Consider the following 23,750-nt stretch of genomic DNA (forward strand, 5'->3'; position numbering starts at 1 on the left):
GGTTAAGGGTCTCTTGGATCAGGATTCTAACCAGTTTTTCATGATTTTGACACCATTTTCAGTCAGAATGCTTTCGGGATGAAATTGAACACCCCTTACATCATACTCCTTGTGGCGCACGGCCATGATCTGTTGGTCCGGAGTTCTGGCAATCACTTCAAGATCAGGCGAAAGGGTGGATTCGTCAATGACCCAGGAATGATATCTTCCAATACTGAATGTATCGGGGATATCTTCGAAAAGCAAGTCTTTTTGAACAGTAACTTTGGAAGCGACCCCATGAAGTACTTCAGAGAGATTAATGAGATCTCCACCAAATGCTTCTCCAATGGCCTGATGGCCAAGACAAACACCGAGAATTGACTTGGTCGCTGAGTATTTTTTCAGCAGTTCCGGCATAATACCGGCTTCGGAAGGAACTCCAGGTCCCGGAGAAAGCAGGATTTTATCGTATTGAGCGACGTCTTCCAATGAAATCTTATCGTTACGAAAAACATCCATTGAATTCCCAAAACCTAATTGTCTGACGATGTAAACCAGGTTGTAGGTGAACGAGTCGTAATTATCTAAGACTAGGATTTTCATGTTAATAGATTGTAATATTGAAAAATTTGAAAATTTGAAAATTGATTAGGCATTATTTTCACCTCTTTTCTTCTTTTCAAATTCATTTAGATATTTTATAAAACCCTTAATCTCACTGGAGATTTGGATCAACTCCCCATAGAGGATTTCATATTCGGATTGACTGATTCTTTCAGCTTTTAGCAATAGATAAAGTTGGCTTCGTAATTCACCGGCAGAACCTTTGGCAATAGCTAGATATCGGATAAACTGGCGAGTGCTGTTGTATTCAAATCCCTCGGCAATATTGTTTGATATTGAAATGGCGGCACCAATAAGCTGATCCTTGGCCCGATAATCTTTCGAGACCTGGTTTTGATCTACCAAATGATAAATCTTCAAACCAATTTCAATAGCATGCTGCCAAACTTTTAAATCTTCAAAACGATCAACTTTTGCCATAATTTTTCAATTTTAAAACCTTCCAATTTTTCAATTAGATATTTTCAGCGGCCCGTAATGCCACTCTTAAAGCCTCTAATTTGTTTGCTACTTCCTGCAATTCAGAAGGAATGGAGGATTTTGCTACTACTCCCGCACCGGCTTGGAAGCGAAGCTGATTGTTTTCTGACACAAAAGACCTGATCAGGATGGCGTGATTGAAATCTCCATTGAATCCCAAGTATCCGATCGCTCCTCCGTAGAATTGACGGCTCGTATTTTCCAGTTCGTCTATCAGCTGCATCGCCCGGTATTTTGGCGCACCGGAGAGAGTCCCAGCCGGAAAAGTATCGGCAACAAGTTGAAGTGGGTTTGCTCCATCCGGAAGCTGCCCTGTCACCTTGGACACCAGGTGGATCACATGGGAATAATATTGAATCTCCTTGAACACATCCACATTTACTGTGTTGGAAGATCGGGAGAGGTCATTTCGTGCCAGGTCCACGAGCATCACATGCTCGGAGTTTTCCTTGGGATCGTCGTAGAGCTTTCTGGCCAATTCGGCATCATCAGCGTCATTTCCCGTCCGGCGAAAAGTCCCCGCAATTGGAAATATGGTTGCTGTCCGATTTTTCACCACAATCTGAGCTTCGGGCGAGCTGCCAAAAACCTTGAAGGAACCGTAATCAAAATAAAAAAGGTAGGGAGAAGGATTGACTGACCGTAGGGCCCGATAGACATTGAATTCGTCACCTTTAAACTCGGTGGTAAAGCGCCTGGAAAGCACGATCTGGAAAACATCCCCACGGAAGCAATGCTCCCGACCCTGGTTTAGGATTTTCAAAAACTGTTCGTCAGTGTAATTGGAGACTTCTTCGCCGATTTTTTTGAAGGAGTAGGCCGGGATGTTCTTGTTGTTGAGCAAGGTCTCGATTTCCTGCATGTACTCCGGATTTTCTGCTCCGGCCACCCGATGCTCAAACAGGTGCAGTTCGTTTTTGTAATGATCGACCACGATGATGTTTTGGTACATAGAGTACTGCATCATGGGAGTTTCGTCAGGCTGTGAATTTTGGAGTTGAATGTCCTCAAAATACGCCAGCGTATCGTACTGGATGTATCCAAAAAGCCCGTTGGTGCTGAACTTGAACTTGTCCGGAGTGGGGTCAAATTTATTCCCAAATGCCCTAAGACAATCCATCAAACGCTTTTTGGCGGTCACTTCGTATTCCAAAACTTCACCTGTCGGGAGCTTTTCCTGCACTTTGCCGGCATTGAAACTGAAGGTCGCCAAAGGATTGAAACAAATAAAGGAATAGCTGTTTTCCTGGCCGTGGTAATCGGAGCTTTCCAGCAGGATCGGATTGGCAAAGCGGTCTCTGATCTGGAGGTAAATACTCACCGGAGTAATGGTATCCGCCAGTCGCTTGCGGTAAGTAGTTAGAATCGGAAATTTGACGTGGCTCATTCAGGGTTGATTTTTTTGCATGAAAAAAGGCTTACCGGGAAATCCAGTAAGCCTTTTACTATGTTGTTGCGCAAAATTTCAGGCAACGGCTTTCTGAGCTTTCCCAAGGAAAGATGTAGAATGCCACCACCAGTATTTGTTTGCGATTGTTTTCATAAGACAAGGGCAAATTTAGAAAGGGATCGGAATTAGCAAAGCATCTTTTAAGTTTTTTCAAAAAAAAATAATTTTCCCTGTGAAATCAGTAATAAAATGGGACCTGTCCTGCAAAATATCAAGCAAAACCCAGGGACCAATTTGTTCGTTTTGAATTTCAAATTTGACCAAGATCATCTATGAAAAAATCCATTCTTTTTTTGTCTCTCTTTTTGGCAGGTGCATTCGTGGTAAAGGCGCAACAAACGAGCAACTGGACCTCCCCTATGCATGAAGTAAAATTCGTCTCGGGTGATTCCAATGATGCCGTGATGAGCATCGATCCGGGATTTCAATATGCTGATTTACAGAAAGAAGACCGGGTTTTTCGCCTGTTTTTCCACAAAGACAATGCGATTATCAAAAATGCAAGAATCATCGACCAGCAGTCCAAACTGGTGGTAGCCAGAGGAAGGGGAAACTATTTTTGGGGCTCGGCAAGGTTTGAATTCGTCAGCGGAGAAAAATTCAATGTGAAAAGAAAACGCAGTCCAAATGGCTATGAGATTACAGGTCCCTATGGGCCTCTTTTCCGTGTTGAAAACTTTGGAATCAGTCCGGTCTCGACGCTGAATGAGCTGGATTTTCTCACCCAGGCCTTTTACGTTTTTGATCAAATCAAAACTACCCAAAAACCTCCATCAGACGTGATTTACTATTTTGCTCCTGCCACCACTTACAATTACAACCCCTGATTGGTAGCTTTATCGAAAAAAATATGGCCAAGGCAATTTCTCAGTATTTCAAACGAATTTTTGACGATTATCAGGTTTTGGTCATGGTTAATCCGACGGATTTCACCGGAGTCGAGCTGATCGTCCATCCAGATGGCAAGATCGAAAAGACCGACATGGAATTTGACGAAGAGATTTTTGAAGACCTACAAGTGGATGAGTTCAAGCCTTGCAGTGCGCTGGAGTTTCAGCTGACGTTGGCGAAGGCTTAAAATAGCGACCACCCTCGATCCAAAATTTTATTTGAATTGGAAAAAATTGACTACCTGTTCTATAATGATTTATATTTAATTCATGGAAACGATCTTGATAGAAACCAAAGACAAAGAAGAATCAAAAACCATTAAAGCTATTCTCCAGGCTCTGAAAGTGAAATTTACCACATCCGAAGCAGATGAGGAATCAATACGAATTGCAAAAAGTGTTGCTCAGGGATATAAAGAAATGCTGGATGCTAAGGCTGGAAAAATAAAGGCTAGGGATATAAAAAACCTTCTCAGTGAGCTATGACCTATCAGGTCAAAACCTTACCTGAATTTGATAAGGAACTTAAGCAACTTGCCAAATAGTACCCCTCGATCAAAGATGATTTGTTAAAGTTAGCTGAAAGCCTTTCATCTGATCCAACTCAAGGAGTTCACCTTTTTAAATACTGTTACAAAGTCAGATTAGCTATCAAAAGTAAAGGTAAGGGGAGATCTGGCGGAGCTAGAGTAATCACCAATTTTGTAATCAGTGAGGACAGTGTTTACCTCCTTTCGATTTATGACAAGTCTGAAAGAGAAGCTGTTACTGACGCCTACATTAAATCCCTTCTTGATTCCATCTGAGTTTTTTTGGTCTCACCCATTTTTTTACTCAGCAAGCAATCCACACTTCGCAACACTCCCTCCAAAAATCAGTCAATCCTTGACTTGATTCGAATCCTTTTGTTTAATTTATCAACATCAAAATGTTAAAATAATTGACATTTTGATATGGTGCCAACTTTCCAAAAGTTTGAAACTTTGGGAAAACTCTTCCGCTATGCTGCTTCTCCAGAAACAGCATTTACATCGATCAAGTCTGGAGAGTCCACTCCTCGGAATTTGGAATTCCGTGGTTCTATCATAGGATTTATTATCCGATCAAATCTAAACCTTCGAGGTTTTCAAAACCTCAAAGGATTCCCTGCACCTCGTCAACCGTAATTCGTAAATCAAAAATGTTTCTCAACTGCCATTCCCACTTCAGCTTCAAATACGGGACGATGTCTGTGGAAGCGCTGATCGCTGAGGCAAAAAGCAAAAAGCTCAACTCCCTCGCCCTCACCGATATCAACTGCACAGCGGGGATCTTTCCCTTTATTCGTGCTGCACAGACGACCGGAATCCATCCTATAGTTGGCATCGATTTCCGAAACGGCATGCGGCGGCAGTACATCGGCCTGGCCCGAAATCAGGAGGGTTTTTTCGAGCTCAACCAACATCTCTCCGAGCATTTGATTCAAAAAAAGGAATTCAAAACCAAAGCCCCAGCTTTCTCCAACAGCTTCATCATATATCCTTTTTCGGAGCAGGTTTTTCCCCTGCGGGAAAATGAATACATCGGAGTCCACCCCGCACAGCTCAACAAGCTGCTAATTTCGCCCTGGTATCGGCGCAAGGAAAAACTCGTGCTTCTCCAGCCCGCGACTTTTGCTTCCAAAGTCCAGTTTAATTCCCATCGGCTTTTGCGAAGCATGGATCTGAACACCCTGCTGAGCAAACTCCCAAAAGAAGAACAGGCCGATCCCACAGATCAACTCTACTCCTACCCTGACCTGGTCGCCCGCTGCGAAAGCCACAGCTACCTGCTCGTCAATGCCCAAAAACTGCTAGAGCAGTGCCAGTTTTCCTTTTACTTCCAGGCGGTCAAAAACCGCCGGGATATTCTCGGCTCGGACTGGGAGGATTTCGACTTTCTCCGGCAGGAGACATTCAAAGGTGCCCTCCACCGCTATCCCAAACTCAGCTCCAAAATCTCCCAGCGAATCGACAAGGAACTCGAACTTATCCAGCAAAAAGGCTTTGTGTCCTACTTCCTGATCAACTACGACATCATCACTTTTGCGCAACAGCGCAACTTCTACCATGTGGGGCGCGGCTCCGGCGCCAACAGCATCGTCGCCTATTGCCTCGGCATCACGGATGTGGACCCAATCGAGCTGGATCTCTATTTCGAGCGCTTCATTAATCTGTATCGTGAAAATCCCCCCGATTTTGACATCGACTTCAGCTGGACGGATCGGGACGAGGTCACGGATTACATCTTCCGGAAATACAATCAGGGCAAATCAGAGCATGTAGCACTTTTGGGTTCCTACAGCACCTTCCAGTACAATTCAGTCTTCCGGGAACTTGGAAAAGTCTTCGGCCTTCCCAAAACAGACATTGAATCCCTGATCCACTATGCGGACAAGCCCGGCTACGAAGCCGATCAGTACGGCAAACTGATCATCAAATACAGCCAGGCACTGCATGATATGCCTTCCCATCTCACCATCCACGCCTGCGGAATCCTGATTTCCCATAAACCCATTCACTACTACACAGCCACGGAGATGCCGCCGAAGGGCTTTCCCCTCGCTCACATCGACATGCACACAGCAGAGGACATCGGCCTGCATAAGTTTGACATCCTGAGTCAGCGGGGCCTCGGCCACATCAAGTCAAGCCTGGAGATCATCTACCAAAATCAAGGTGTGAAAGTGGATATCAGGGAAGTTGAAAAATTCAAAAATGATCCAAAAATCAAAGAACACCTCCGCACCGGACACACCATCGGTGCCTTCTACGTGGAATCTCCTGCTATGCGGATGCTTTTGGCAAAAATGAAAGCTGACGAATACCTGGAGCTGGTGGCAGCGAGTTCGATCATTCGACCAGGGGTAGCCCGATCCGGGATGATGCGGGAGTACATTCTCCGCCATATCGATGAAAACCGCCGAAAAATGGCTCACCCAGTCCTGGCCGACATCATGCCCGAAACCTACGGCATCATGGTCTATCAGGAGGATGTGATCAAAGTGGCCCACTACTTTGCCGGGCTGAGCCTGGGGGAAGCTGATGTACTGCGAAGAGGAATGAGCGGGAAATCGAGATCAAAAGATGAATTTCAGCGGATTCGGGAAAAGTTTTTCAGCAACTGCAAAGCACTGGGCCGCGAGGACAAAGTAGCCGCAGAAGTCTGGCACCAGATTGAGAGCTTTGCTGGATACTCTTTTGCCAAGGGCCACTCGGCTTCCTTTGCCGTGGAGAGCTACCAAAGCCTGTACCTCAAGGCCTACTTTCCCCTGGAGTTTATGGTCGGTGTGGTCAATAATTTCGGAGGATTTTATCACACCGAGTTCTACATTCATGAACTCCGAATGAACGGGGCGGACATTCAGGCACCACATATCAACGAAGGCGAATACCTCACCAGAATCACCGGCAAAACCGTCTTTCTGGGCTTTATTCACATGAAGTTTTTGGAAAAAACCACGACAGAAAAAATCCTGTTGGAACGCCGTGCAAATGGCCTTTTTCTGGGCTTGGTCGACTTCATCGCCCGGGTAGATATCAGTCTGGAACAACTGCTGATTCTGATCCGGATTACCTGCTTTCGCTTTACGGGAAAAACCAAGCAGGAGCTCCTCTGGGAGGCGCATTTTATCCTCAACAAGCGAAAAACTGTGCCGAGCACCTATGAGCTTTTCCGCTCTGGCGGTATCTCTTTTGGCAAGCGCCAACCGGAAATCCCAGTACTTGAACCGCTGGACATCCGACAGGAGATCGTCGATCAGATCGATATTCTGGAGTTTCCGCTGGATTCTCCTTTTCACTTGGTCAAGGATCAAAGTATTCAAGGTATCAGAGCCAAGGATCTGAAGAGCTATCTGGGCAAAGTGGTCATGATTGTAGGCTACTTGGTCACGGTCAAATACACCCGTACGGTGAAGGGTGAGGTGATGAACTTCGGTACTTTTTTGGACCGGGACGGAGACTGGATCGATACGGTACACTTTCCTCCCACAGTCAAAAAATATCCCTTCAAGGGCCGGGCAATCTACCGGATCGAGGGAAAAGTGACTGAGGAATTCGGCTTCTACTCTATCGAAGCCACCCGATGCGAGCGTATGGAATATTGGAATGCGGCTGACTAACCGATTTCCTCTTACTCAAAGGCGAATATTTTTAGAAAAAATCTGAGTGAAAAACATCCGTTTCAGACAAATTACATTATCTTAAGAGACAAATTACCGAAATTAGTCATGGCAAAGAAAATCTCAACAGTCAGCGAGCCTGCAGTGGCAGTCTATCAAAAGGCCCATTTATCAGTTCAGGATATCCTGAGAGTAGATATTAACTGGCTTGATGAGCCGCTCAGTCGGGTGGACACTTTTCGCAATGGTCTCGGCAAAAGCTCATTTGAGAGCTTCAAGGAGCTTTCGGGCCTAGATTACAATACACTTGCTGATGCTTTGGGTGTCTCTGCAAAGACCCTGCAGCGCAAGGATGTTTTTGACACGGGCCAGTCCGAAAAGCTCTATGAATTAGCCGAGCTTTATGCGCTTGGCACCAATTACTTTGGACGAGAAGGCTTCCGCCGATGGATGGAGCGCCCGCTTTTTTCTCTTGGTAATCGCAAGCCCCTTGACCTGATCGATGTCTCAGCAGGTCTTGACCTCCTCAAAGCAGAGATTATGCGACTACAGCACGGGATCGCGATCTGACCCAAATGAAAGTCTACAGACTTGCACTGACTCCATACTGTGACACCAGTGGTGAAGGAGCGAAAATCTATGGAGGCAGATGGAATCTCCCCGGCACTCCTGCGATCTATGCCGGAGCAAGTATTTCGGCTTCTTTGCTGGAGAGGTTGACTATCGATCCTGAATTGCTTTCCTCGGAGCGATATGTGCGCTATTCTGTCATGGAAATCACTGTACCTGACCAACTGGTTTTCGTCCCAAAAATAGAAGAGCTACCTCTGGACTGGAATCAAATTCCGGCAATCAAAGCCACTATGGAGTATGGCAGTGAATTATTGAAGTCAGGCCTTCTTTGCTTTGCGGTTCCTTCTGTAGTGGATCCCAGCTCGTTGAATTACGTGATCAACCCCCTATCTGAAAATTTTTCCCAAATAGTATCAAAAATCTACCCCCTTGAGCTGGACAAGCGGATATTAAGGTAATACTTCAAATTTTGGGAAGATAAAAATGAAATACATCTCTATTTCAAGGCACTCAAAACAATATCCTTAAACTCCACTTCAGCACCTTCGGCTTGTAGCGCAATTTGACCTTTTTGAGCAGTAGCTCCATAGCCATCATTGACCAAGTCTCCATTTATCCAGACAGTAACCCGGTCTCCTTCGCACTTAATTTTCATCTGGTTCCATTCGCCAAGGGGCTTTTCAGAGTCATCTGTCAGGTTTTTAACTCTTCGCTCTTTGCCTTCGGATACTCCCCAGTTTTCCTTAGGTCCTCGCCGTTTCTCCATGTCATCGACTTGAATATTTTCCTGTATGCACCAAAAATCCCCGGCATTACTGTGCATCATTTGAACTTCAATGGATTTTGGAAACATGTCATAGAGTGCTCTTGGCGTGGATGCATGAACCAGTACTCCGCAGTTTCCGGGCTCACCGACAAATCGGTAATTGAACTCGAGGATGTAGTTTTCATAACTTTTCTCCGAAATCAAATGTCCGCCGGGAGTACCTAAACTGACCAAAAGACCCTCACGGACCACAAAAGGTTTTCTGAGACTGCTGTCTTTTTGGAGGTCAGGCACATCCATGTACCAACCTGCAAGACTTTTGCCGTCAAATAGAGAAACTTGGGAATGAGCGGTAGCAGTGATACCTAAAAAGAGCGCGAGAATTGCAAGGAGGTTTTTCATTGGGATATTATTCTACCCAATCTACCGAAAAGTTTTTCTAGCCCAAATGAAAATTATGCCAATGCTTTGGCTTTGAAAGCCATGATCACGTCCAGTGGCGAATGGATCTGCTCGTTCACACTGTCTTCCAAGGTGACTCCCAGCCTGCATTCCAGCTCAAACAATATCCCTTCCACGTAAATTTTATCCACCGGAATATCTGAATAAAATTGTCTGAATTTCTTGGTGCCGGTGATCGGAATTCCAAATTCCCGAAAGACCGAGATCATAATTTTCGATTTTTTGATTATCCCTTTCATAGTTTTGGCTTTGGTTGGGGTGGCGGATATCGGAGAAAATTTGGCTGTAAAAAGAAAAGATAAAAAAATGAATGATAAAAATCTGAACTAAAAGGAGTCGACTCCTTTTCTTAGCAGTTGCTTTATGAAAAATAAGTTGGTCAAAAAATCACCCTTAATTTCTATTCCTGTTTACTATCAGAAGCATGCAGGAAGTTAGGACAAGTACATCCAAAACTAGAATTGGCACTTGGACTTGATGGATTCCATTTTAGTGAAATTCACAAATTTCCCGGCTAGGAGCTCTAGCTTTATGATCCTTTGCAAAAACTCAAGAATGGTGTTTGGTATTTAGTAAAAAATGCTAAAAACTTTCTAGAAAGTCTGTGATGCTGTATTTGTCCTACAAGCGTTGAGCACTTTCTGCTCAAACATTCCATCTGACTTCAAGATGTCAAAGAAATCCTTGAGGTAATTCCGACATGCTTTTTCGTCGGGCTCTGAAAAATAGACCTTGTTCTTTTCCACCGTTTCAAAAATCCGACTCTCCTTTGCCAAAATCTCGGCACGGATCGCCTGCATCAGCTGTGGATCTCTGCAAAACCCCCTATAAAGTCGATCTGTAACTCGTTCAATCCCGATATTGTTATTTACCTGGGCATAAGGCGGATTTACGAGCCCGGTCATATCAAAATCATAGGCCAAGGGCACAATGGTTTTATCGTCCAACTTGAGGACTTTTTCATTGTGCTGAAATAACCCAGACCAATCTGTATTACCGATCATCAACTGAAAAAAATCATGTCGGACAGTCGCTGTATCTTCCATCAGAGTAGGAATTATCTTTTTATCATCCAGAATTTCCCCATCAAACCTATCCGCAACTTCATCATCATCTTCTATGAAAAAACCCAGTAATTCAACTGTTTCCCCCTTTTTGTCATCTGAATTGATAAACTTAACCCTAAGCACCCGGGTACGGAATGTATATTCCGTAATGTCCTCGTAAAGCTGATAAGCCAAGTATTCTTTTCCCAGGAAATTGTCGGCAGTTTTGGCCTTTGAGCATGGCAGAACAAGTTTCAAGCTTCGGTCTCCCTGAAAAACTGTATTCTCCACATCCTTTTTCTTCATTTTGACCCGCATAGGAGGATAATAGCAATTGTCCAATCTGAAATTCCCCCTTGTCCGGATCTCTATTTCCAGAGTGTCTTTTTGTCCGGGAGAAGATTCAAAGATCATTTGGGAAGATATAAAGGTGGAATCGTCGGTCTCAGCTTTGAGTTGCTTTACGGAAAACTCCAATTCAATGTGAAGCGGCTCTTTAGTCTCAAACAATCCTCCCTGAGAAAAGCCCTGCAAGGAATAGCCCAAGGCCATAGCCAAAATAAAAGAAAACAGATACAGTTGCTTTTTCATAGGATCCTAGATTTTGGAAGCAAAACCATTGAACCCAAATGATTCGGTCTGAATGTCATCCAAACCTTTGGAATCAAATGGGTTTTCAAGTTGCTCCTGAACATTGAATAAAGAAATTAAAATAAAAGAGGAAATCACCGAAAGGAAAAGAAGGAGAAAAAGATTGCCCTCGTGAATTCCCTGTTGAAGTTTGTAATAAATCGCAGGAATACAAATCAGGGGATATAAGTAGATAAATATCAAACAATACGCCCTGAGGGAATGCGGTGTATGGTATTGCTTGATGGCTGCCACTGTTTCCAATCCCAAGTGTACATCCAACAGCATATTATTGATTTTTAGCCTGTTTGAGGATTTTATTTTTTTAGAATTATCGACAATGAATTGGTTGATTTTGGCGGCGGAATTTCTGACAGATTCTAAATCCCCTGAGGGTTTTCCCAAAAATTCCATCAATTGTTCCGAAGTGGTCACTATATATCGGTGAATCAGGCTTTTTTCTTCTAATTCAAACTTTTTAAGAGCCAAAAAAGCAAAATCCGCAGAGACCAAACCAGACCTAAACCTTGAAAGGTACTCCAGGGCTTTGTCCCTTCTTTTGAATGCACTTCTGATAGTGAAAACCAAAGGAAAAACAATGGCTATGCTGATCAATGTCAAATCCAGGTCATAGGTGAAATTAAACTGGTAAACCAATAATCCACAGATCAGGGAAATCCCGGAGACCCAAAGCGTCCTCATGTTAATGATAGATAGGTATTTGTCCATTTGTCTATCGAAATATTGGAAAAATGAAAAACCAATTACTGAAAATACTGTTTTTCCAAAATAAACTGTTGGTTTTCTATGGAAAATGGGATTTTAATATACCTGGACTCGCAAATGGATTAATTCCTGAAATCCGGTAACCTCTTCAAGCCTTAGGTCTTGCTTCCCAAATCCTCATGAACAGCATGTGAGCCATCCTGCGGGCGTGTTCTTTAGCATACTCTGCCACTTCACCTTCAAAATATTCATCTATGGTCGTAAACCATAGCTCCAGCCAATTCCCAAAATGTGCCTGCTCGATCGTGTTGTCTACAGCGGAATCTACTTCTCTGTGAACTTTCGTGGGGTTAAATTTTCCTGCCCCCGGCCCGCTTTGTAGCAGAACCATTTCCCAAAAATCCGAAAGGTGAATCAGGTGGGTTTCCCAATCTTCCACTACACTATTGAATATCGGACCCAAAGTCGGATGCACTCTGATCCTGTCATAAAATCGCCTCACAAGGAAATCCACCTCTTGGCGGCTATGAATCGGAGATTTTATCATTTCAATGGAGTAAAACCGGTTCTAATACTTCTTTTTTTCCGTCAATTCCTTCCGGAATTGGCAATCTCAGAAGCTGACAGATCAAAGGGTAAATATGGATGTTTTGAAATGGCTCAATCCTGTTTCCAGATTTAATTCTTGGTCCCTTCGCATAAAAAATCCCCCACATTTCTTTGTACTTGGGACTTAGTCCATGCTCTCCAAAAACCTCCGTTTTGAGCATAGCACTTCGGTTTTGGTATCGCATCATTCCCTGGGCATCAGCCAGGTAAAAGCCCTTCTCAGGAATTATCAGAAAATCCCCGATCCGTTGCGGATAACGTGTGATATCGGAATAATTCTCATTCCCGCTGAGATCGTCCACAGTGATATTCCCCCTTCGGGATTTGATCAGTCCAATGGCCTGAGCCTTTTCATCAGGGTTCTCCAAATGCACATGAGCAAGAGCGCCGTTATTTACAACCCTCGCTTTGATGCCTTCAGTCAACATATCCAGATTAATCAGTTTATCTCTTGATACATTTATCATCCCGTGATCTGACACCAAAATGACGGTAATCGGTAGATCAAAACTTTTCAAACCTTCGAAAAGTGCTCCCAATTCGTGATCGAGCTTAGTCAGCCTTTCCTTTAGCTTTTCGTCATTTTCAGGACCAAAGGTATGTCCGACATCATCCATATCAGAGAAATAGAGCGTGATCAGCCTCGGTCTCTGGGTATCCGGCAAGGTCAGCCAATCAAAAACCTTCGAAATCCGGGTGAGGTTGGGCACTTTGCCGTCATAGTCAAAATATTCGCTTGGCCTAACTCCCTGGACTGGAGCCTCCGAACCCACGAAAAAATAACTGGTAGCTTTCAGGTTATTTTCTTCGGCCAATACCCAAATCGGTTTGCCTCCATACCAATAGCCATCCTGTACGATTTCCCTTTTACCCATGATGTACACCTGATCCTTGAAAGGTTCATAAAAGGAATTGTCCACCAGTCCATGATGCTCTGGCAGCAATCCCGTAGCGATGGAGTAGTGATTTGGAAACGTCTTAGAAGGAAATGAAGGAATAAGCCCTTCGGCCGCAGTCCCTTCTGCAATAAACCGGGTGAGATTTTCGGGTTGAAACCGCTCCACATAATCGTAACGAAATCCGTCCAAGGAGATCAGGATTACAATCGGTTCTTTCTCCTGTCCAAAAATTAAAGTTTGACTGAAAAAACCAACCAGTACTAAAAGCAAGGTTCGATACATGGCTTTTTTTTCAAAAATACCTTGCGATTACCAGCTAACCAACCTTAACCTTGAGTTTTGAGATTACCCTACGCAATTTGGGGAATCCATCGATGATCGGGGCCATTTTTCCCCAGTTTTTACAGGAAAATGCAGGCCATTGACTCCTAATCCTACTGGTCGGAAATTTGACTTGGTTCAGTAATCGTTGAAATGAAACCCAAATTGAACAAAGCAGGAAACGATGAAAATTATGAAAACAAACTCGAAAATTTTAAGCCTATTATTAGTTACAGTACTTTCAATCGCCACGCTGAGTTGTAAAACCAGTAATGCTGTAAAAGGCGGTGCTATCGGTGGTACAGCAGGTGGTGTAATCGGCGGATTGCTGGCAGGAAAAAATAATACCGCAACGGGAATTATCATTGGAGCAGCCATCGGGGGATCAGCCGGGGCATTGATTGGAAATGAAATGGATAAGCAGGCAGAAGAACTCCAAAGAGATCTCAAAGGCGCAAAAGTGGAACGTGTGGGAGAAGGGATCAAAATCACCTTTGAATCTGGCATTTTATTCGGATTTGATGAATCATCCCTCAATGCCAATTCTCAAAGCAATCTTCAGGATTTGGCTAAGACCCTTAACAAATACCCTGACACGAATATCCTCGTCGAGGGGCATACTGATGATAAAGGAGAAGAACCATACAACCTCAACCTTTCTGTGGAAAGGGCTTCCACAGTGGAAACATTTTTGGCAAATCAGGGAGTAGCTTCGGAAAGATTGGACAGCCAGGGACTCGGAGAGTCACTTCCGGTACAAACCAATGAAACTGAAACAGGAAGAGCCGAAAACCGTCGGGTAGAAGTAGCGATCTATGCCAATAAGAAAATGCAAAAAATGGCAAAAAGAGGAGAATTGGGCGAATAAAAACCGATTCAAACTCCAGTTTATTTACAAACTATATTAAAAGAAAAAATGGCTTTCAAAGATCTGAAAGCCATTTTTCTTATTTAATCAATTTGAAAGGGTTATTCCACACCCTTTCAAAAATTAGAGTCTTCACCACTTTAATCAATTGGTACTTGATAGCTGTTCCAGGTAATAATTTGCTTTTTCGGTATTTCCCAAAGACTTGTAAATCAGATGCAAATTCCCGAGGACAGGTTTACTTGTCCCATATTCGAGTGCTTTTTCGAAAGTTTGAGCAGCAGCTGATTCTTTCCTTTGGGAAATCTGGGCCATTCCCAGGTTGGAATAAGCAGTAAATTTATCTTGATGGCCATGGTCAATTGCCTCCTGAAAATACCGCTCTGCCTGTGCAAAATTCCGGTCTTTCATAAACGAAATAGTTCCCAAATTGGTAAATACCACAGGATCAACAGACTTCATATCGTTGACAGCAGTCTGAAAATTTAATTTTGCTTTCAGCGTGTCTCCCGTTTCCAGAAGTGCTTTGGCATAGGCTGCATAGAAACTTGGAAACTTGGTTTTACCATCCACCTGATCAAAAATAGGCTCCAGCTTTTGATATTCTGTCAATGCCGTCCGAAAGTCATTTTTTGCCAATGCCTCATTTCCTTTCAGCACTGAGTTGATAAAAAGGACTTCCTCCGGGCTGGTGCCTTCTTCACCAGCAAGGTATTCTGCTGCTTTTGCTGGCCGTCCGAGTTCTGAGTAGATGAACCCCAATGCACGCCTGATCTCCGGTACATCCCAATATTCCAGGGACTTTTCCAGATTGACTACTGCCTTTTCTTTTTCACCCAACTTGTTGTAGGTAAGGCCCAGATTTCGAAAAGTCGAGCCAAAATCGGGGGATTGTGCATTCAGGGCTTGCTGGTAGTAAATTTCCGCTTGTTCAAAATCATTTCGATCATAGGCAAACCTACCCAACTGAAAGAGCGGGTAAAATGCCTTTGGATTCCGTTTGATGTTTTCCTCCAACACGGCTACCGCCTGGGTGCTGTCTCCAAGATTGATCAACACCTCCGCATAGGTACTCAGGTATTGGGATACCGGAAGGTCCTTGCCCAATATTCCCAGCATAATTTCATACTCCTTTTTGGCCTCAACATAAAAACCGCGGGCTGAATCAGGATGGTCTTTCTTTACTTCAGAAGCCAACTTTCGGAGCTCCTCTGCATAAAAGGTATGCGTTCTCCAGCTATTTGGAGCACTTTTGATATCATTCCTCGTGATCGTTAGGTTGCTTTCCCATACCTGTGCCCGGTCTATGGTTTTCCATGTAAATCCAGCCAAAACCGGAGCCAAAACCAATACCGGAAGGAGATAGGTTTTTCGGGGGAAATATTTTTCTCCCAACCGGAAAAGGAGGTAGACTACCACCAGAGCAAAAGCAAGAGAAGGGACAAACATAAATCGCTCTCCTAGATTTGAACCGATTGTCAATGAAGGAACGAGATTGGCGAAAATTGAAAACGAAGCGAAAAAGAAAATCAAACCGAAACTCAGTAAGTTCCTCTCCCTGAATCCCCTGATCGCCAGATATACTAATCCGCCGAAAAACAACAAACTCAACCAAACAACAGGATTGGAAAAATCCTGAACAGTCAACTGGCTAAAAGAATAATCCCAAGAAAGCGGATGTGGGAAAAAGAGCAGCTTGATGTATTGGAGATAGATGTACAGGTTGGTCGAAATCCACTCTGATCCATCAGCGAGATACATGACACTATTGATATAAGAGTCATAAATGGTCTTGACTTTATCCAAAATGGAGCTCCTGATAATCAGGTAAATGAGTGCAACACCTGCGAAAGGAAGTGCCGAAACTGTCGATTGTAGCGGTTTTTGACCCAGAAAAAAATAGGCTAACAAGCCCACCAAGGCGATCAAAGGAATGCTTTCTTCTTTGGAAACTAGAGATAGAAAATAAAGGACAAGGACCAGGATCCAATCAATGGTTTTCAGCTTGGGCTGATTTTTCCACCAGATTCCGATTGCGCCAAAGGCAAACAAGGCGGAGAGCAGCGTATCTCTGCTTTTGGCGGAGGCAACCACTTCCACGTGAAGAGGATGCACAGCAAAAAGCAACAAAACCAAGGCAGTGAACCACCATGGCAGTTTTATCTTTTTTCCAAGACTGGCGAGGAAAAATCCAAGTACCAATAAAACTCCGAAATACAGTATCAAATTTATTGAATGACTTACCGCCGGATCAAATTTGCCCACAAGCTCGTTTTCCAATGCGAAAGTAAGGAGGGTAAAAGGCCGGTAAATCCCAGTATTGGTCGGGCTGATTTCGATGAAATTCATCGATCCGTATTTGAAAAGTTCTGTCCAGTTTTCCAGGCCTTTTACGGTCACCCGGTTACTGTTGGCATAAATTCCATCGTCCAGTGAATATTCAAATCCCACTGACTGAAGGTAAAGCAGCGTACCAAACAGAGCGATTGACAAAACCCAAATCCAGGATTTGATTTTCATGGTGACTATCCGTTAGAAAGAGATGGAATAAAGATAAAAGCAAAGTTGAAAATGAAAAATCCAGCTGCTTTTCGTTAAAAATCAATCCGCATCAGGTAGTCAGTTTGCTCTTCATCTCCAAATTGAAAAGGATGGCTTCCAAATATTCTAAGGCCATTTTTCTCATAAAATCGGATCGCTCGGGCATTTTTTTCCCATACCCCCAGCCAGAGGTATTTTTTCTGGATTTGCTTTGCAAAGTCAAGGGCATAGTCAAGCAAAAGTTTCCCCACTCCCAAGCCAAGGAAATCTTCCAAGACATACAATCGGGAGATCTCAAGACTTTCAGGATCATGGACATCTGTCTGTGCAGGCACTACATTCACCTTGACATATCCGATCAATTCTCCATCTAGTTCCGCTAAAAAGAAGGTCGATGCCGGATTGGCCAACTCCTTCCCAAATTGCTCAAAATTGAATGCTTCCTCCAAGTATGCGCTCACATTTTCCGGTTTGTTTCCCGCAGTAAAAGCCTGCAAAAACGAAGTTCTGGCGACATGAAGCAAATCTCCCAAGTCATCGGAAGTCGCTTTTCTGATTGTTGGTCGGGTAGGCTTATTTTCCATTTTAGAGTTTCTTGAGTGCTACATCAATTTGGGAAAGTGGATATTCCCCCAAAATTCCTCTGAAATTCCCTTTGGGACTGATCACCACAAAACTTCCACTGGGATAAGTATAGGGGAAAAACAGCTTTTCGAATAACTGATCGGGGTCTGCCTTCCAATCCTGAATTCCCTGGTATTTTTCCAAGCCGTGAGGATTTTTGTAAATATACAGCGGAGGTACTGCATCATGATTTTTTGCGTAACGGGCTACCGTTTTTACACTCTTTTTCAAGCCGCTTGGGGTATTGCCCAGACCTGTGGAATTCAACTCGTCTTTGCCTGGATAATAAATCACAATCAGAGGTTGACCAGCTGAAAATTCCTGCTGGAGTCCGAGCTTTTCATAGATCATCTTCGAATCTGTGATTCCCACCGGCATTCGATGAACCAGTTTCATATTTCCCTTTTCATCTGCAGGAATACCGAAATAGGCCCGGTTTAGGATCATGTCTTCATATTCTGAATACAAGATCTGTTTCCCGGATTCATTGAAGTAGGTTTGGGAAAATGAAGGCAATGTAAACCCCGCCAAAAAGAAGAAGAATATTGCTTTTGCTAGCATCCGGAGAAAATTGGAAAATTATGCGTTTTCTATCACCCTGGTTTTTCTTTGCCTTGAAAGGATCAAAACAGATGCGGTTCCAAACATAATCAAACTGTAAATCGCTGACGGAATCGTCATAACCGGATTTACCAAAAGGGTAGCGGCGATGGTGATTCCGAGGGTTCCGTTTTGTATCCCGGCTTCAATGGAAATGGTCGTGCTTTGTTTTTCTCCCAATCCCAAAAGCCTACTGCTGAAAAATCCAACCACCAAGGTGGCTACATTGAGTGCCAAAGCCACAGGCCCGGCTTCAGCAGCATAAGCCAAAAGATTTTCCCTTTCTTTCAAGACTGTGGCAACCACAATCAAAATAAAGAAAACAGTTGAAATTTTCCTGAAAGGCTTATCCCATTTAGCCGCCAGACCGGGAGCTTTTGCCAAAACAATCATGCCGATGGCCACCGGAATGATGGTAATGTAAAGGACGGAAACCACAGTACCCAAAATGTTCAACGGTGGAACTTCCCCTCCTGGCATGAAATACTGGATGGCAAAATTGACCACAAAAGGAATGGTTAAAACCGTAATCAATGAAGAAAAAGCAGTCAGGGTTATCGAAAGTGCCGTATCGCCTTTTGCTAAGTGGGTAATCAGATTGGAAGTCGCTCCACCGGGACATGCTGCCAAAATCATCAAACCGATGGCCAGTTCTGTTTTCAATCCGAAGATTAAGATCAAACAAAAAGCAGTCACCGGAAGGATAAGGATTTGATTGGCAAGCCCGATTGCTACTGCTTTGGGGTAGACCAGGATTCGTTTGAAATCTCCCACCCTAAGACTCAGCCCCATGCCAAACATTATAACTGCCAAAGCGAGCGGTAAAAAAAGCTGTGTTAAAATACTGGATTCCATAAGGTCCTTTGATTTTGGGTTTGGGATTTTTTTGGTTGGATTCAACTACTCAATCCTATGATCTCATAGCTTAAGTCAAATAATTTGAAAAGAAATTTGGAATTGCAAGCCTGCGGAAAATTTTTTCTCTTGAAAACTCATAATAATCCTGCTACTGCAAATCCAACATAAGTCCCAATGGCATTTCCTAAACTTCCCACAAGCATACCAGGAATCAACAAATCCGGCCGGTTCAAACTTTCTGCGGCGGCAATGGCAGTGGTATTTCCTCCGATATTGGCCTGCGAAGCCACTGCAACCACATCCCAATCCATCCTCAACAAAGCCCCTACTCCAAAAATAACCAGGCCGTGCACCAGCACCAATAGCCCAACAAAAATCACAAGAGTTCCGGCTAATTCACCTGTCTGTGCCAAAGCACCAAAATCGCAAAGAGTCCCAATCACCGCCAAAAACAACAGGATCAGAAAAAATCCCAACGTGTGCTTACCATACAACTGCTGAACGGCTGAAAACTGCGCCAAAACCAAAGCCAAAGTGGTCAGGAAGATGATCTCTGGTACTTGTGGAAAATAGGAAACGAGCACTTTACTCAATGTAATTCCCAAAAGGCCCAAAGCCAAAACCGAGGCCAGAGAAGAAATGGAGATAGATTCGATGGATTTGATTTTTTCACCGGATTGGGCGGAAGCCAGTTTCTTTCGGGGGAAAAACTTTTGCAAATACTTCGGCAATATCAGCGTAGCAATGATCCAGGGCGTACCGATCAGGTTATCTACCACCGTAGTTGCGGCAAAGAGGTTTCCTGCCTCGTTAACCTTGTAGTGAAGAGCGATTGCATTAAAATTGATCGAGCCACCGATGTAAGTTCCGGTATACATGCCAGCCACCGCCGGTGCCAGTTCGCCAATTTCAACAGCCGGATTGACGACAACCCAAGCAACCAAAACGCCAATAACTGTAGCTGCAGATCCCAACAAAAACATGAGCAAAAGTGGCAAACCGGCCTTTTTGAGGCTTTTCAGATCAACATCCAGCAGGGTAATAAAAATCCCTAAAGGCGCTAAATAAACAAACACACCGTCATAAACCACATTTCCATCCAGGGCACTGGGGATGATTCCCAGATTGGAAAGAAGCGCACAGATCACAATGGCCCAGATCGGAGTTCCGACTGTTCTCCCCCAAGGGAACCGGGTCAGCCAGTTGGCAAAAAAGACAGCTATGCAAAGTGTTCCGGCGACAAATATTGGCTCTTGGGTGAAGGACATGTGGGAAAATAGGGAAAAACGGAGAAGCTTTTTTCCAAATTTTTCTACTCCCCAAAAAATTTACTGAAAGCGGCAATAATTTGGGTCACTTCTTTCGCTTGAGATCAAGTAAGGGTATGTTCATCGAGAATTTTGGCAAGTTGAAAACTCAGACTTCTGCGGGAATATTTCTCCAAATCAGAGGATTCTGGATCTTTATAATCTAAATCCATCAGTTCCCGAAGTCTGTCTTTGATTCCTTCGAAATTGACATGGGCAATCACCTCACCTGCCCCGGCATCTTTTAAAATCTGTGCTGAATCGCCCTCTGGATCGCCCAAAGCCAGGATCGGAATTCCTGTAGCGAGGTATTCAAAAAGCTTCCCCGGGATATTTCCCTGGGCATTTTTGGTATCCGTCAAGATCAAAACCAAGGCATCTGCTTTTTCATAAAACCCAAAAACCTCGCGATGGGATACATAACCTGAAAAGTGGATTCGCTCCTTCAACCAAGGATTCTCTGAAACAAAGGCTCTGATTGCCTCGCTGACATTACCCACAAAGGTCATTTCTACCTGCATTTCAGACCCTGAAAATTCAGTGTTCATTGCCTCCAAAAGCGGAACCGGATTTCGGATTGCATCGATGATACCGGAATAGACCAAATGGAGCTTGCCGTTTTCTTTTTTCTTGGTATTAAAATCATCTGGAATATCTGCCGGATCAAAGCCATTGGTCAGCAGGTGGATTTTTCGGTGTGCAAGTTTTTCCAGATCCTTCTGAAAAGTCGGGGAAATGGTAATTACTGCATTGGCTTCTTTCAGCACACCTTGTTCCAGCTTTTCATGCTGTTTCCTGATCAAAGATGTCATGGGAAGGGTATCCAAAAACTCCCATTGGGACCAAGGATCACGAAAATCAGCAATCCAAGGAATTCCAGTTTTACGCTTAAGGTCCCGTCCGATCAGATGCATGCTATGCGGCGGTCCTGTAGTGATCACTGCCTGAAACTGCCCGCTTTTCACCAGATCCTCCAAAAACTTCACTGCAGGTTTGACCCAAAAAATCCTCGGATCGGGCACTAGTAAATTTGCCCGCATCCAGATAGCAGCCTTTTCCAAAACGCCCTTTTCCTTCTGCTCCAAAAGTCTTCCCGGATGTGTTTTTGTCTTTCCTTTTATTTTGGAAAAAAGCTGGTAAGGCTCCCAAATCGGGAATTTGATCACTTCCAGTTCCTTGGGAATTTCCTTTTCCAAACTCGGATCTTTCAGGTCAAAATCCGGGTTTTCCGGTGTAAATATCACCGGTTCCCAACCCGCTTCGGGCAGATACTTGGCAAACTTCAGCCAACGCTGCACGCCGGATCCCCCGCTAGGAGGCCAGTAGTAAGTAATGATGAGAACGCGACGAGACATTGGGTGATTTGAAATTTGAAATTTGAAATTTGAAATTAGGGGAAACCTCTCAAAAAGAAAGGGAGAAAGTTTCCCTTCTCCCCTATCATAGTTAATGGTTATTGGAATTTGTTATATGCTGTAAGCATAAACAAACTCGCCAATCGTCAACAACAAAAGCAAACAGGCAACTGAAACTAGAACCTTTATCCCCTTCCAAACCTGTTTTCTATTTTTTTTAATCAATCCATGCATTAAAAACCAAAAGGTTAGCGCAATTCCTACAAGGGTAATGAACAATTTAACAAGAGACATTATAGCCATACAACCCTTTTCTATTTACAAAAGCTCCCTCTAAATTATTCGCCCTGTGCAAGGGAATAAGCTCGTTTCCCGTCAAAGCTGTAGAGATTGGCTGTCTGGATAAACTCAATTCCCAAATCGGAGACCTGCTTCAAAAGATCCAAAATCTGACTGTGAGAAATCACAGACTGATCAGAAGTCTGGAATCTACATCTCCAGTGATCCGTGCAAAAAGTTTCTTTCATCCCCGCAGGAAACACTTTCACTCCTCGATTGGTGATCAGTTGAAGCTGAAGTCCATTGGCATTGGCGGCGCGGAGCTTTTCACCCAGCACATTCGGATCGCGATCTGATTCGTCCCAAGCCACAAACACATCTACTCCGATGAGTTCTTTTTTCTCGGGAGCTCTTTCCTTCAGTTTCACATTCATCGGCTTGGTATCTTCCTTGTCGAAAGAAGCCGGAATCATATTGGCAGGTATTTGACCCAAACGGTCGATTACTGCTTGCGCAAATTCAGCTGTACCAACTTTCTTGCTGGAAAGACCTTCCTGATAAATATCTCCGGTATGGATTCCGTCTTCCAGGGTCTTCATCCAGGCATTGGCGATTTTCTCGGCCACTTCCGGCTGGCCGATATGGACCAGCATCATGATCGCTCCGTTCAGCAATCCAGATGGATTGGCGATTCCCATACCAGTGATATCAGGCGCGGAACCGTGAATCGCTTCAAACATGGCCACTTCTTCGCCCACGTTGGCAGAACCTCCCAGTCCAACTGAACCGGTAACCTGAGCTGCTACGTCAGAAATGATATCTCCATACAGGTTCAAAGTCACAATCACATCAAAAATCTCCGGGCGATCAGCGATCAGGGCTGTTCCGATATCGATTATTTTATGATCAGTTTTGATTTCGGGATACTCTTTTGCGATTTCGTCGAAAGTCCTGTGGAAAAGTCCGTCAGCCAACTTCATGATGTTGTCTTTGGTCATGCAGGTCACTTTCTTTCTGCCGTATTTTTTGGCGTATTCGAAAGCGTATCGGATGATTTTCTCCGAACCCGGCTGGGAAATGAGTTTCAAACTCTGCACCACTTCCTGGGTTTGCCGGTGCTCGATACCTGCATAAAGATCCTCCTCATTTTCCCGGATGATCACCATGTCGGTTTTAGGAAAATGGGTTTTGATAAAAGGAGAAAAAGCCTTGCACGGCCGGACATTGGCAAAAAGTCCAAAGGAAGTTCGGGTAGTTACATTCAAAGATTTGAATCCTCCGCCCTGAGGAGTAGTGATCGGGGATTTCAGAAAGACTTTGGTTTCACGAAGTGATTCAAAAGCCTTCGGTTCCATACCGGAGCTGATTCCTTTGAGGTAGACCTGCTCTCCGATTTCGATCACATCGTATTCGAGTTGTGCACCGGCTGCTTCCAAGATGTTGATGGTAGCAGTCATTATTTCCGGTCCGATTCCGTCGCCGTAAGCAACAGTAATTTTTCTTTTGGAGGACATATTAATGGGAGGTTTAGTTGACTTTTAGCTTGCGCAAAAGTAAATAAAAATGCCTGAAGCAGACCGGAATTCCATATTAATTCCCCAAACGGTTTTCATTAACTTACACAGGAAAGCCGCTAGGAAAAAGAGGATTGGGATATTTCTGCCTGGGCAAATTTGCCTTTGTACCCCCTAAACGTATATTTGCTTTTCCACACCCAAA

The 23,750-nt window shown here is 43.9% G+C and carries 23 protein-coding genes; 7 read left to right on the forward strand and 16 right to left on the reverse strand.

Going from position 1 to position 23,750, the window contains the following annotated elements; genetic code table 11:
- Window positions 1-18 precede the first annotated feature (18 nt).
- Genes B0E43_RS22085 through B0E43_RS22095 form a run of 3 tightly spaced genes read right to left on the reverse strand, consistent with a single transcriptional unit; the run spans window position 19 to window position 2,473 of the window.
- Window positions 19-585: an aminodeoxychorismate/anthranilate synthase component II gene (locus B0E43_RS22085; protein WP_077353586.1), complete on the reverse strand. Its 567-nt coding sequence runs from the start codon at window positions 583-585 to the stop codon at window positions 19-21.
- A 45-nt stretch (window positions 586-630) separates the two neighbouring features.
- On the reverse strand, window positions 631-1,026 hold the full coding sequence (locus tag B0E43_RS22090; RefSeq protein WP_077353587.1) for a four helix bundle protein: 396 nt from the start codon (window positions 1,024-1,026) through the stop codon (window positions 631-633).
- Window positions 1,027-1,060: 34 nt separating this feature from the next.
- Window positions 1,061-2,473: an anthranilate synthase component I family protein gene (locus B0E43_RS22095; protein WP_077353588.1), complete on the reverse strand. Its 1,413-nt coding sequence runs from the start codon at window positions 2,471-2,473 to the stop codon at window positions 1,061-1,063.
- Window positions 2,474-2,808: 335 nt separating this feature from the next.
- On the opposite strand from B0E43_RS22095, the gene B0E43_RS22100 reads away from it, so the two are divergent.
- From B0E43_RS22100 to B0E43_RS22135, 6 genes are all read left to right on the forward strand, one after another.
- Complete coding sequence (locus tag B0E43_RS22100; protein WP_077353589.1) at window positions 2,809-3,363, forward strand: hypothetical protein; 555 nt, start codon at window positions 2,809-2,811, stop codon at window positions 3,361-3,363.
- 23 nt (window positions 3,364-3,386) lie between these two features.
- Window positions 3,387-3,614, forward strand: a complete 228-nt coding sequence (locus B0E43_RS22105) for a hypothetical protein (RefSeq protein WP_077353590.1) — start codon at window positions 3,387-3,389, stop codon at window positions 3,612-3,614.
- 94 nt (window positions 3,615-3,708) lie between these two features.
- The gene (locus B0E43_RS22110) at window positions 3,709-3,912 is read left to right on the forward strand and encodes a hypothetical protein (protein WP_139352853.1); all 204 of its coding nucleotides are present in this window, start codon (window positions 3,709-3,711) and stop codon (window positions 3,910-3,912) included.
- A 694-nt stretch (window positions 3,913-4,606) separates the two neighbouring features.
- Window positions 4,607-7,567 carry a DNA polymerase III subunit alpha gene (locus tag B0E43_RS22125; protein WP_077353593.1) on the forward strand — a complete coding sequence of 987 codons (2,961 nt, stop codon included), beginning with the start codon at window positions 4,607-4,609 and terminating at the stop codon, window positions 7,565-7,567.
- Between the two features lie 108 nt (window positions 7,568-7,675).
- The gene (locus B0E43_RS22130; RefSeq protein ID WP_077353594.1) at window positions 7,676-8,137 is read left to right on the forward strand and encodes an antitoxin Xre/MbcA/ParS toxin-binding domain-containing protein; all 462 of its coding nucleotides are present in this window, start codon (window positions 7,676-7,678) and stop codon (window positions 8,135-8,137) included.
- A 5-nt stretch (window positions 8,138-8,142) separates the two neighbouring features.
- Window positions 8,143-8,598, forward strand: coding sequence for an RES family NAD+ phosphorylase (locus B0E43_RS22135; RefSeq protein ID WP_077353595.1), 456 nt, complete (start codon window positions 8,143-8,145; stop codon window positions 8,596-8,598).
- A gap of 38 nt (window positions 8,599-8,636) precedes the next feature.
- Here B0E43_RS22135 and B0E43_RS22140 read toward each other — a convergent pair whose 3' ends face one another.
- From B0E43_RS22140 to B0E43_RS22165, 6 genes are all read right to left on the reverse strand, one after another.
- Window positions 8,637-9,308 (reverse strand): DUF1080 domain-containing protein, encoded by a 672-nt coding sequence (locus B0E43_RS22140; RefSeq protein WP_077353596.1) that lies wholly within the window; start codon window positions 9,306-9,308, stop codon window positions 8,637-8,639.
- A 53-nt stretch (window positions 9,309-9,361) separates the two neighbouring features.
- Window positions 9,362-9,607: a hypothetical protein gene (locus tag B0E43_RS22145; RefSeq protein WP_077353597.1), complete on the reverse strand. Its 246-nt coding sequence runs from the start codon at window positions 9,605-9,607 to the stop codon at window positions 9,362-9,364.
- 354 nt (window positions 9,608-9,961) lie between these two features.
- Window positions 9,962-11,005: a hypothetical protein gene (locus B0E43_RS22150; protein WP_077353598.1), complete on the reverse strand. Its 1,044-nt coding sequence runs from the start codon at window positions 11,003-11,005 to the stop codon at window positions 9,962-9,964.
- A 6-nt stretch (window positions 11,006-11,011) separates the two neighbouring features.
- A complete protein-coding gene (locus tag B0E43_RS22155; protein ID WP_077353599.1) occupies window positions 11,012-11,773 on the reverse strand; it encodes a hypothetical protein in 762 nt (253 codons plus the stop codon).
- A gap of 145 nt (window positions 11,774-11,918) precedes the next feature.
- On the reverse strand, window positions 11,919-12,317 hold the full coding sequence (locus tag B0E43_RS22160) for a group III truncated hemoglobin (RefSeq protein ID WP_077353600.1): 399 nt from the start codon (window positions 12,315-12,317) through the stop codon (window positions 11,919-11,921).
- Between the two features lies 1 nt (window position 12,318).
- Complete coding sequence (locus B0E43_RS22165; RefSeq protein WP_077353601.1) at window positions 12,319-13,560, reverse strand: ectonucleotide pyrophosphatase/phosphodiesterase; 1,242 nt, start codon at window positions 13,558-13,560, stop codon at window positions 12,319-12,321.
- 232 nt (window positions 13,561-13,792) lie between these two features.
- Here B0E43_RS22165 and B0E43_RS22170 point away from each other — a divergent pair, with 232 nt between their 5' ends.
- Window positions 13,793-14,467 (forward strand): OmpA family protein, encoded by a 675-nt coding sequence (locus B0E43_RS22170; protein WP_077353641.1) that lies wholly within the window; start codon window positions 13,793-13,795, stop codon window positions 14,465-14,467.
- Between the two features lie 144 nt (window positions 14,468-14,611).
- On the opposite strand, the gene B0E43_RS22175 is transcribed toward B0E43_RS22170, so the two are convergent.
- The 7 genes from B0E43_RS22175 to B0E43_RS22210 all read right to left on the reverse strand — a co-directional run bounded on the left by B0E43_RS22175 (window position 14,612) and on the right by B0E43_RS22210 (window position 23,545).
- The gene (locus tag B0E43_RS22175) at window positions 14,612-16,987 is read right to left on the reverse strand and encodes a tetratricopeptide repeat protein (protein WP_077353602.1); all 2,376 of its coding nucleotides are present in this window, start codon (window positions 16,985-16,987) and stop codon (window positions 14,612-14,614) included.
- Window positions 16,988-17,061: 74 nt separating this feature from the next.
- On the reverse strand, window positions 17,062-17,592 hold the full coding sequence (locus B0E43_RS22180; RefSeq protein WP_077353603.1) for a GNAT family N-acetyltransferase: 531 nt from the start codon (window positions 17,590-17,592) through the stop codon (window positions 17,062-17,064).
- A 1-nt stretch (window position 17,593) separates the two neighbouring features.
- The gene (locus B0E43_RS22185; RefSeq protein ID WP_077353604.1) at window positions 17,594-18,193 is read right to left on the reverse strand and encodes a hypothetical protein; all 600 of its coding nucleotides are present in this window, start codon (window positions 18,191-18,193) and stop codon (window positions 17,594-17,596) included.
- A gap of 18 nt (window positions 18,194-18,211) precedes the next feature.
- Window positions 18,212-19,087 (reverse strand): bile acid:sodium symporter family protein, encoded by an 876-nt coding sequence (locus B0E43_RS22190; RefSeq protein ID WP_077353642.1) that lies wholly within the window; start codon window positions 19,085-19,087, stop codon window positions 18,212-18,214.
- 137 nt (window positions 19,088-19,224) lie between these two features.
- Window positions 19,225-20,358 (reverse strand): DUF819 domain-containing protein, encoded by a 1,134-nt coding sequence (locus B0E43_RS22195; protein WP_077353605.1) that lies wholly within the window; start codon window positions 20,356-20,358, stop codon window positions 19,225-19,227.
- Window positions 20,359-20,462: 104 nt separating this feature from the next.
- Window positions 20,463-21,752 (reverse strand): glycosyltransferase family 4 protein, encoded by a 1,290-nt coding sequence (locus tag B0E43_RS22200; RefSeq protein WP_077353606.1) that lies wholly within the window; start codon window positions 21,750-21,752, stop codon window positions 20,463-20,465.
- A gap of 338 nt (window positions 21,753-22,090) precedes the next feature.
- Entirely contained in the window at window positions 22,091-23,545 is a 1,455-nt protein-coding gene (locus tag B0E43_RS22210) for an NADP-dependent isocitrate dehydrogenase (protein ID WP_077353608.1), read from the reverse strand.
- Window positions 23,546-23,750: the final 205 nt, after the last annotated feature.

Source organism: Algoriphagus sp. A40 (assembly GCF_002002735.1).
GTDB lineage: Bacteria > Bacteroidota > Bacteroidia > Cytophagales > Cyclobacteriaceae > Algoriphagus.

Coding starts and splice junctions, on each gene's coding strand:
- B0E43_RS22085 (WP_077353586.1), bottom strand. CDS start 585: ATGAAAATCCTAGTCTTAGATAATTACGACTCGTTCACCTACAACCTG.
- B0E43_RS22090 (WP_077353587.1), bottom strand. CDS start 1,026: ATGGCAAAAGTTGATCGTTTTGAAGATTTAAAAGTTTGGCAGCATGCT.
- B0E43_RS22095 (WP_077353588.1), bottom strand. CDS start 2,473: ATGAGCCACGTCAAATTTCCGATTCTAACTACTTACCGCAAGCGACTG.
- B0E43_RS22100 (WP_077353589.1), top strand. CDS start 2,809: ATGAAAAAATCCATTCTTTTTTTGTCTCTCTTTTTGGCAGGTGCATTC.
- B0E43_RS22105 (WP_077353590.1), top strand. CDS start 3,387: ATGGCCAAGGCAATTTCTCAGTATTTCAAACGAATTTTTGACGATTAT.
- B0E43_RS22125 (WP_077353593.1), top strand. CDS start 4,607: ATGTTTCTCAACTGCCATTCCCACTTCAGCTTCAAATACGGGACGATG.
- B0E43_RS22130 (WP_077353594.1), top strand. CDS start 7,676: ATGGCAAAGAAAATCTCAACAGTCAGCGAGCCTGCAGTGGCAGTCTAT.
- B0E43_RS22135 (WP_077353595.1), top strand. CDS start 8,143: ATGAAAGTCTACAGACTTGCACTGACTCCATACTGTGACACCAGTGGT.
- B0E43_RS22140 (WP_077353596.1), bottom strand. CDS start 9,308: ATGAAAAACCTCCTTGCAATTCTCGCGCTCTTTTTAGGTATCACTGCT.
- B0E43_RS22145 (WP_077353597.1), bottom strand. CDS start 9,607: ATGAAAGGGATAATCAAAAAATCGAAAATTATGATCTCGGTCTTTCGG.
- B0E43_RS22150 (WP_077353598.1), bottom strand. CDS start 11,005: ATGAAAAAGCAACTGTATCTGTTTTCTTTTATTTTGGCTATGGCCTTG.
- B0E43_RS22155 (WP_077353599.1), bottom strand. CDS start 11,773: ATGGACAAATACCTATCTATCATTAACATGAGGACGCTTTGGGTCTCC.
- B0E43_RS22160 (WP_077353600.1), bottom strand. CDS start 12,317: ATGATAAAATCTCCGATTCATAGCCGCCAAGAGGTGGATTTCCTTGTG.
- B0E43_RS22165 (WP_077353601.1), bottom strand. CDS start 13,560: ATGTATCGAACCTTGCTTTTAGTACTGGTTGGTTTTTTCAGTCAAACT.
- B0E43_RS22170 (WP_077353641.1), top strand. CDS start 13,793: ATGAAAACAAACTCGAAAATTTTAAGCCTATTATTAGTTACAGTACTT.
- B0E43_RS22175 (WP_077353602.1), bottom strand. CDS start 16,987: ATGAAAATCAAATCCTGGATTTGGGTTTTGTCAATCGCTCTGTTTGGT.
- B0E43_RS22180 (WP_077353603.1), bottom strand. CDS start 17,592: ATGGAAAATAAGCCTACCCGACCAACAATCAGAAAAGCGACTTCCGAT.
- B0E43_RS22185 (WP_077353604.1), bottom strand. CDS start 18,193: ATGCTAGCAAAAGCAATATTCTTCTTCTTTTTGGCGGGGTTTACATTG.
- B0E43_RS22190 (WP_077353642.1), bottom strand. CDS start 19,087: ATGGAATCCAGTATTTTAACACAGCTTTTTTTACCGCTCGCTTTGGCA.
- B0E43_RS22195 (WP_077353605.1), bottom strand. CDS start 20,358: ATGTCCTTCACCCAAGAGCCAATATTTGTCGCCGGAACACTTTGCATA.
- B0E43_RS22200 (WP_077353606.1), bottom strand. CDS start 21,752: ATGTCTCGTCGCGTTCTCATCATTACTTACTACTGGCCTCCTAGCGGG.
- B0E43_RS22210 (WP_077353608.1), bottom strand. CDS start 23,545: ATGTCCTCCAAAAGAAAAATTACTGTTGCTTACGGCGACGGAATCGGA.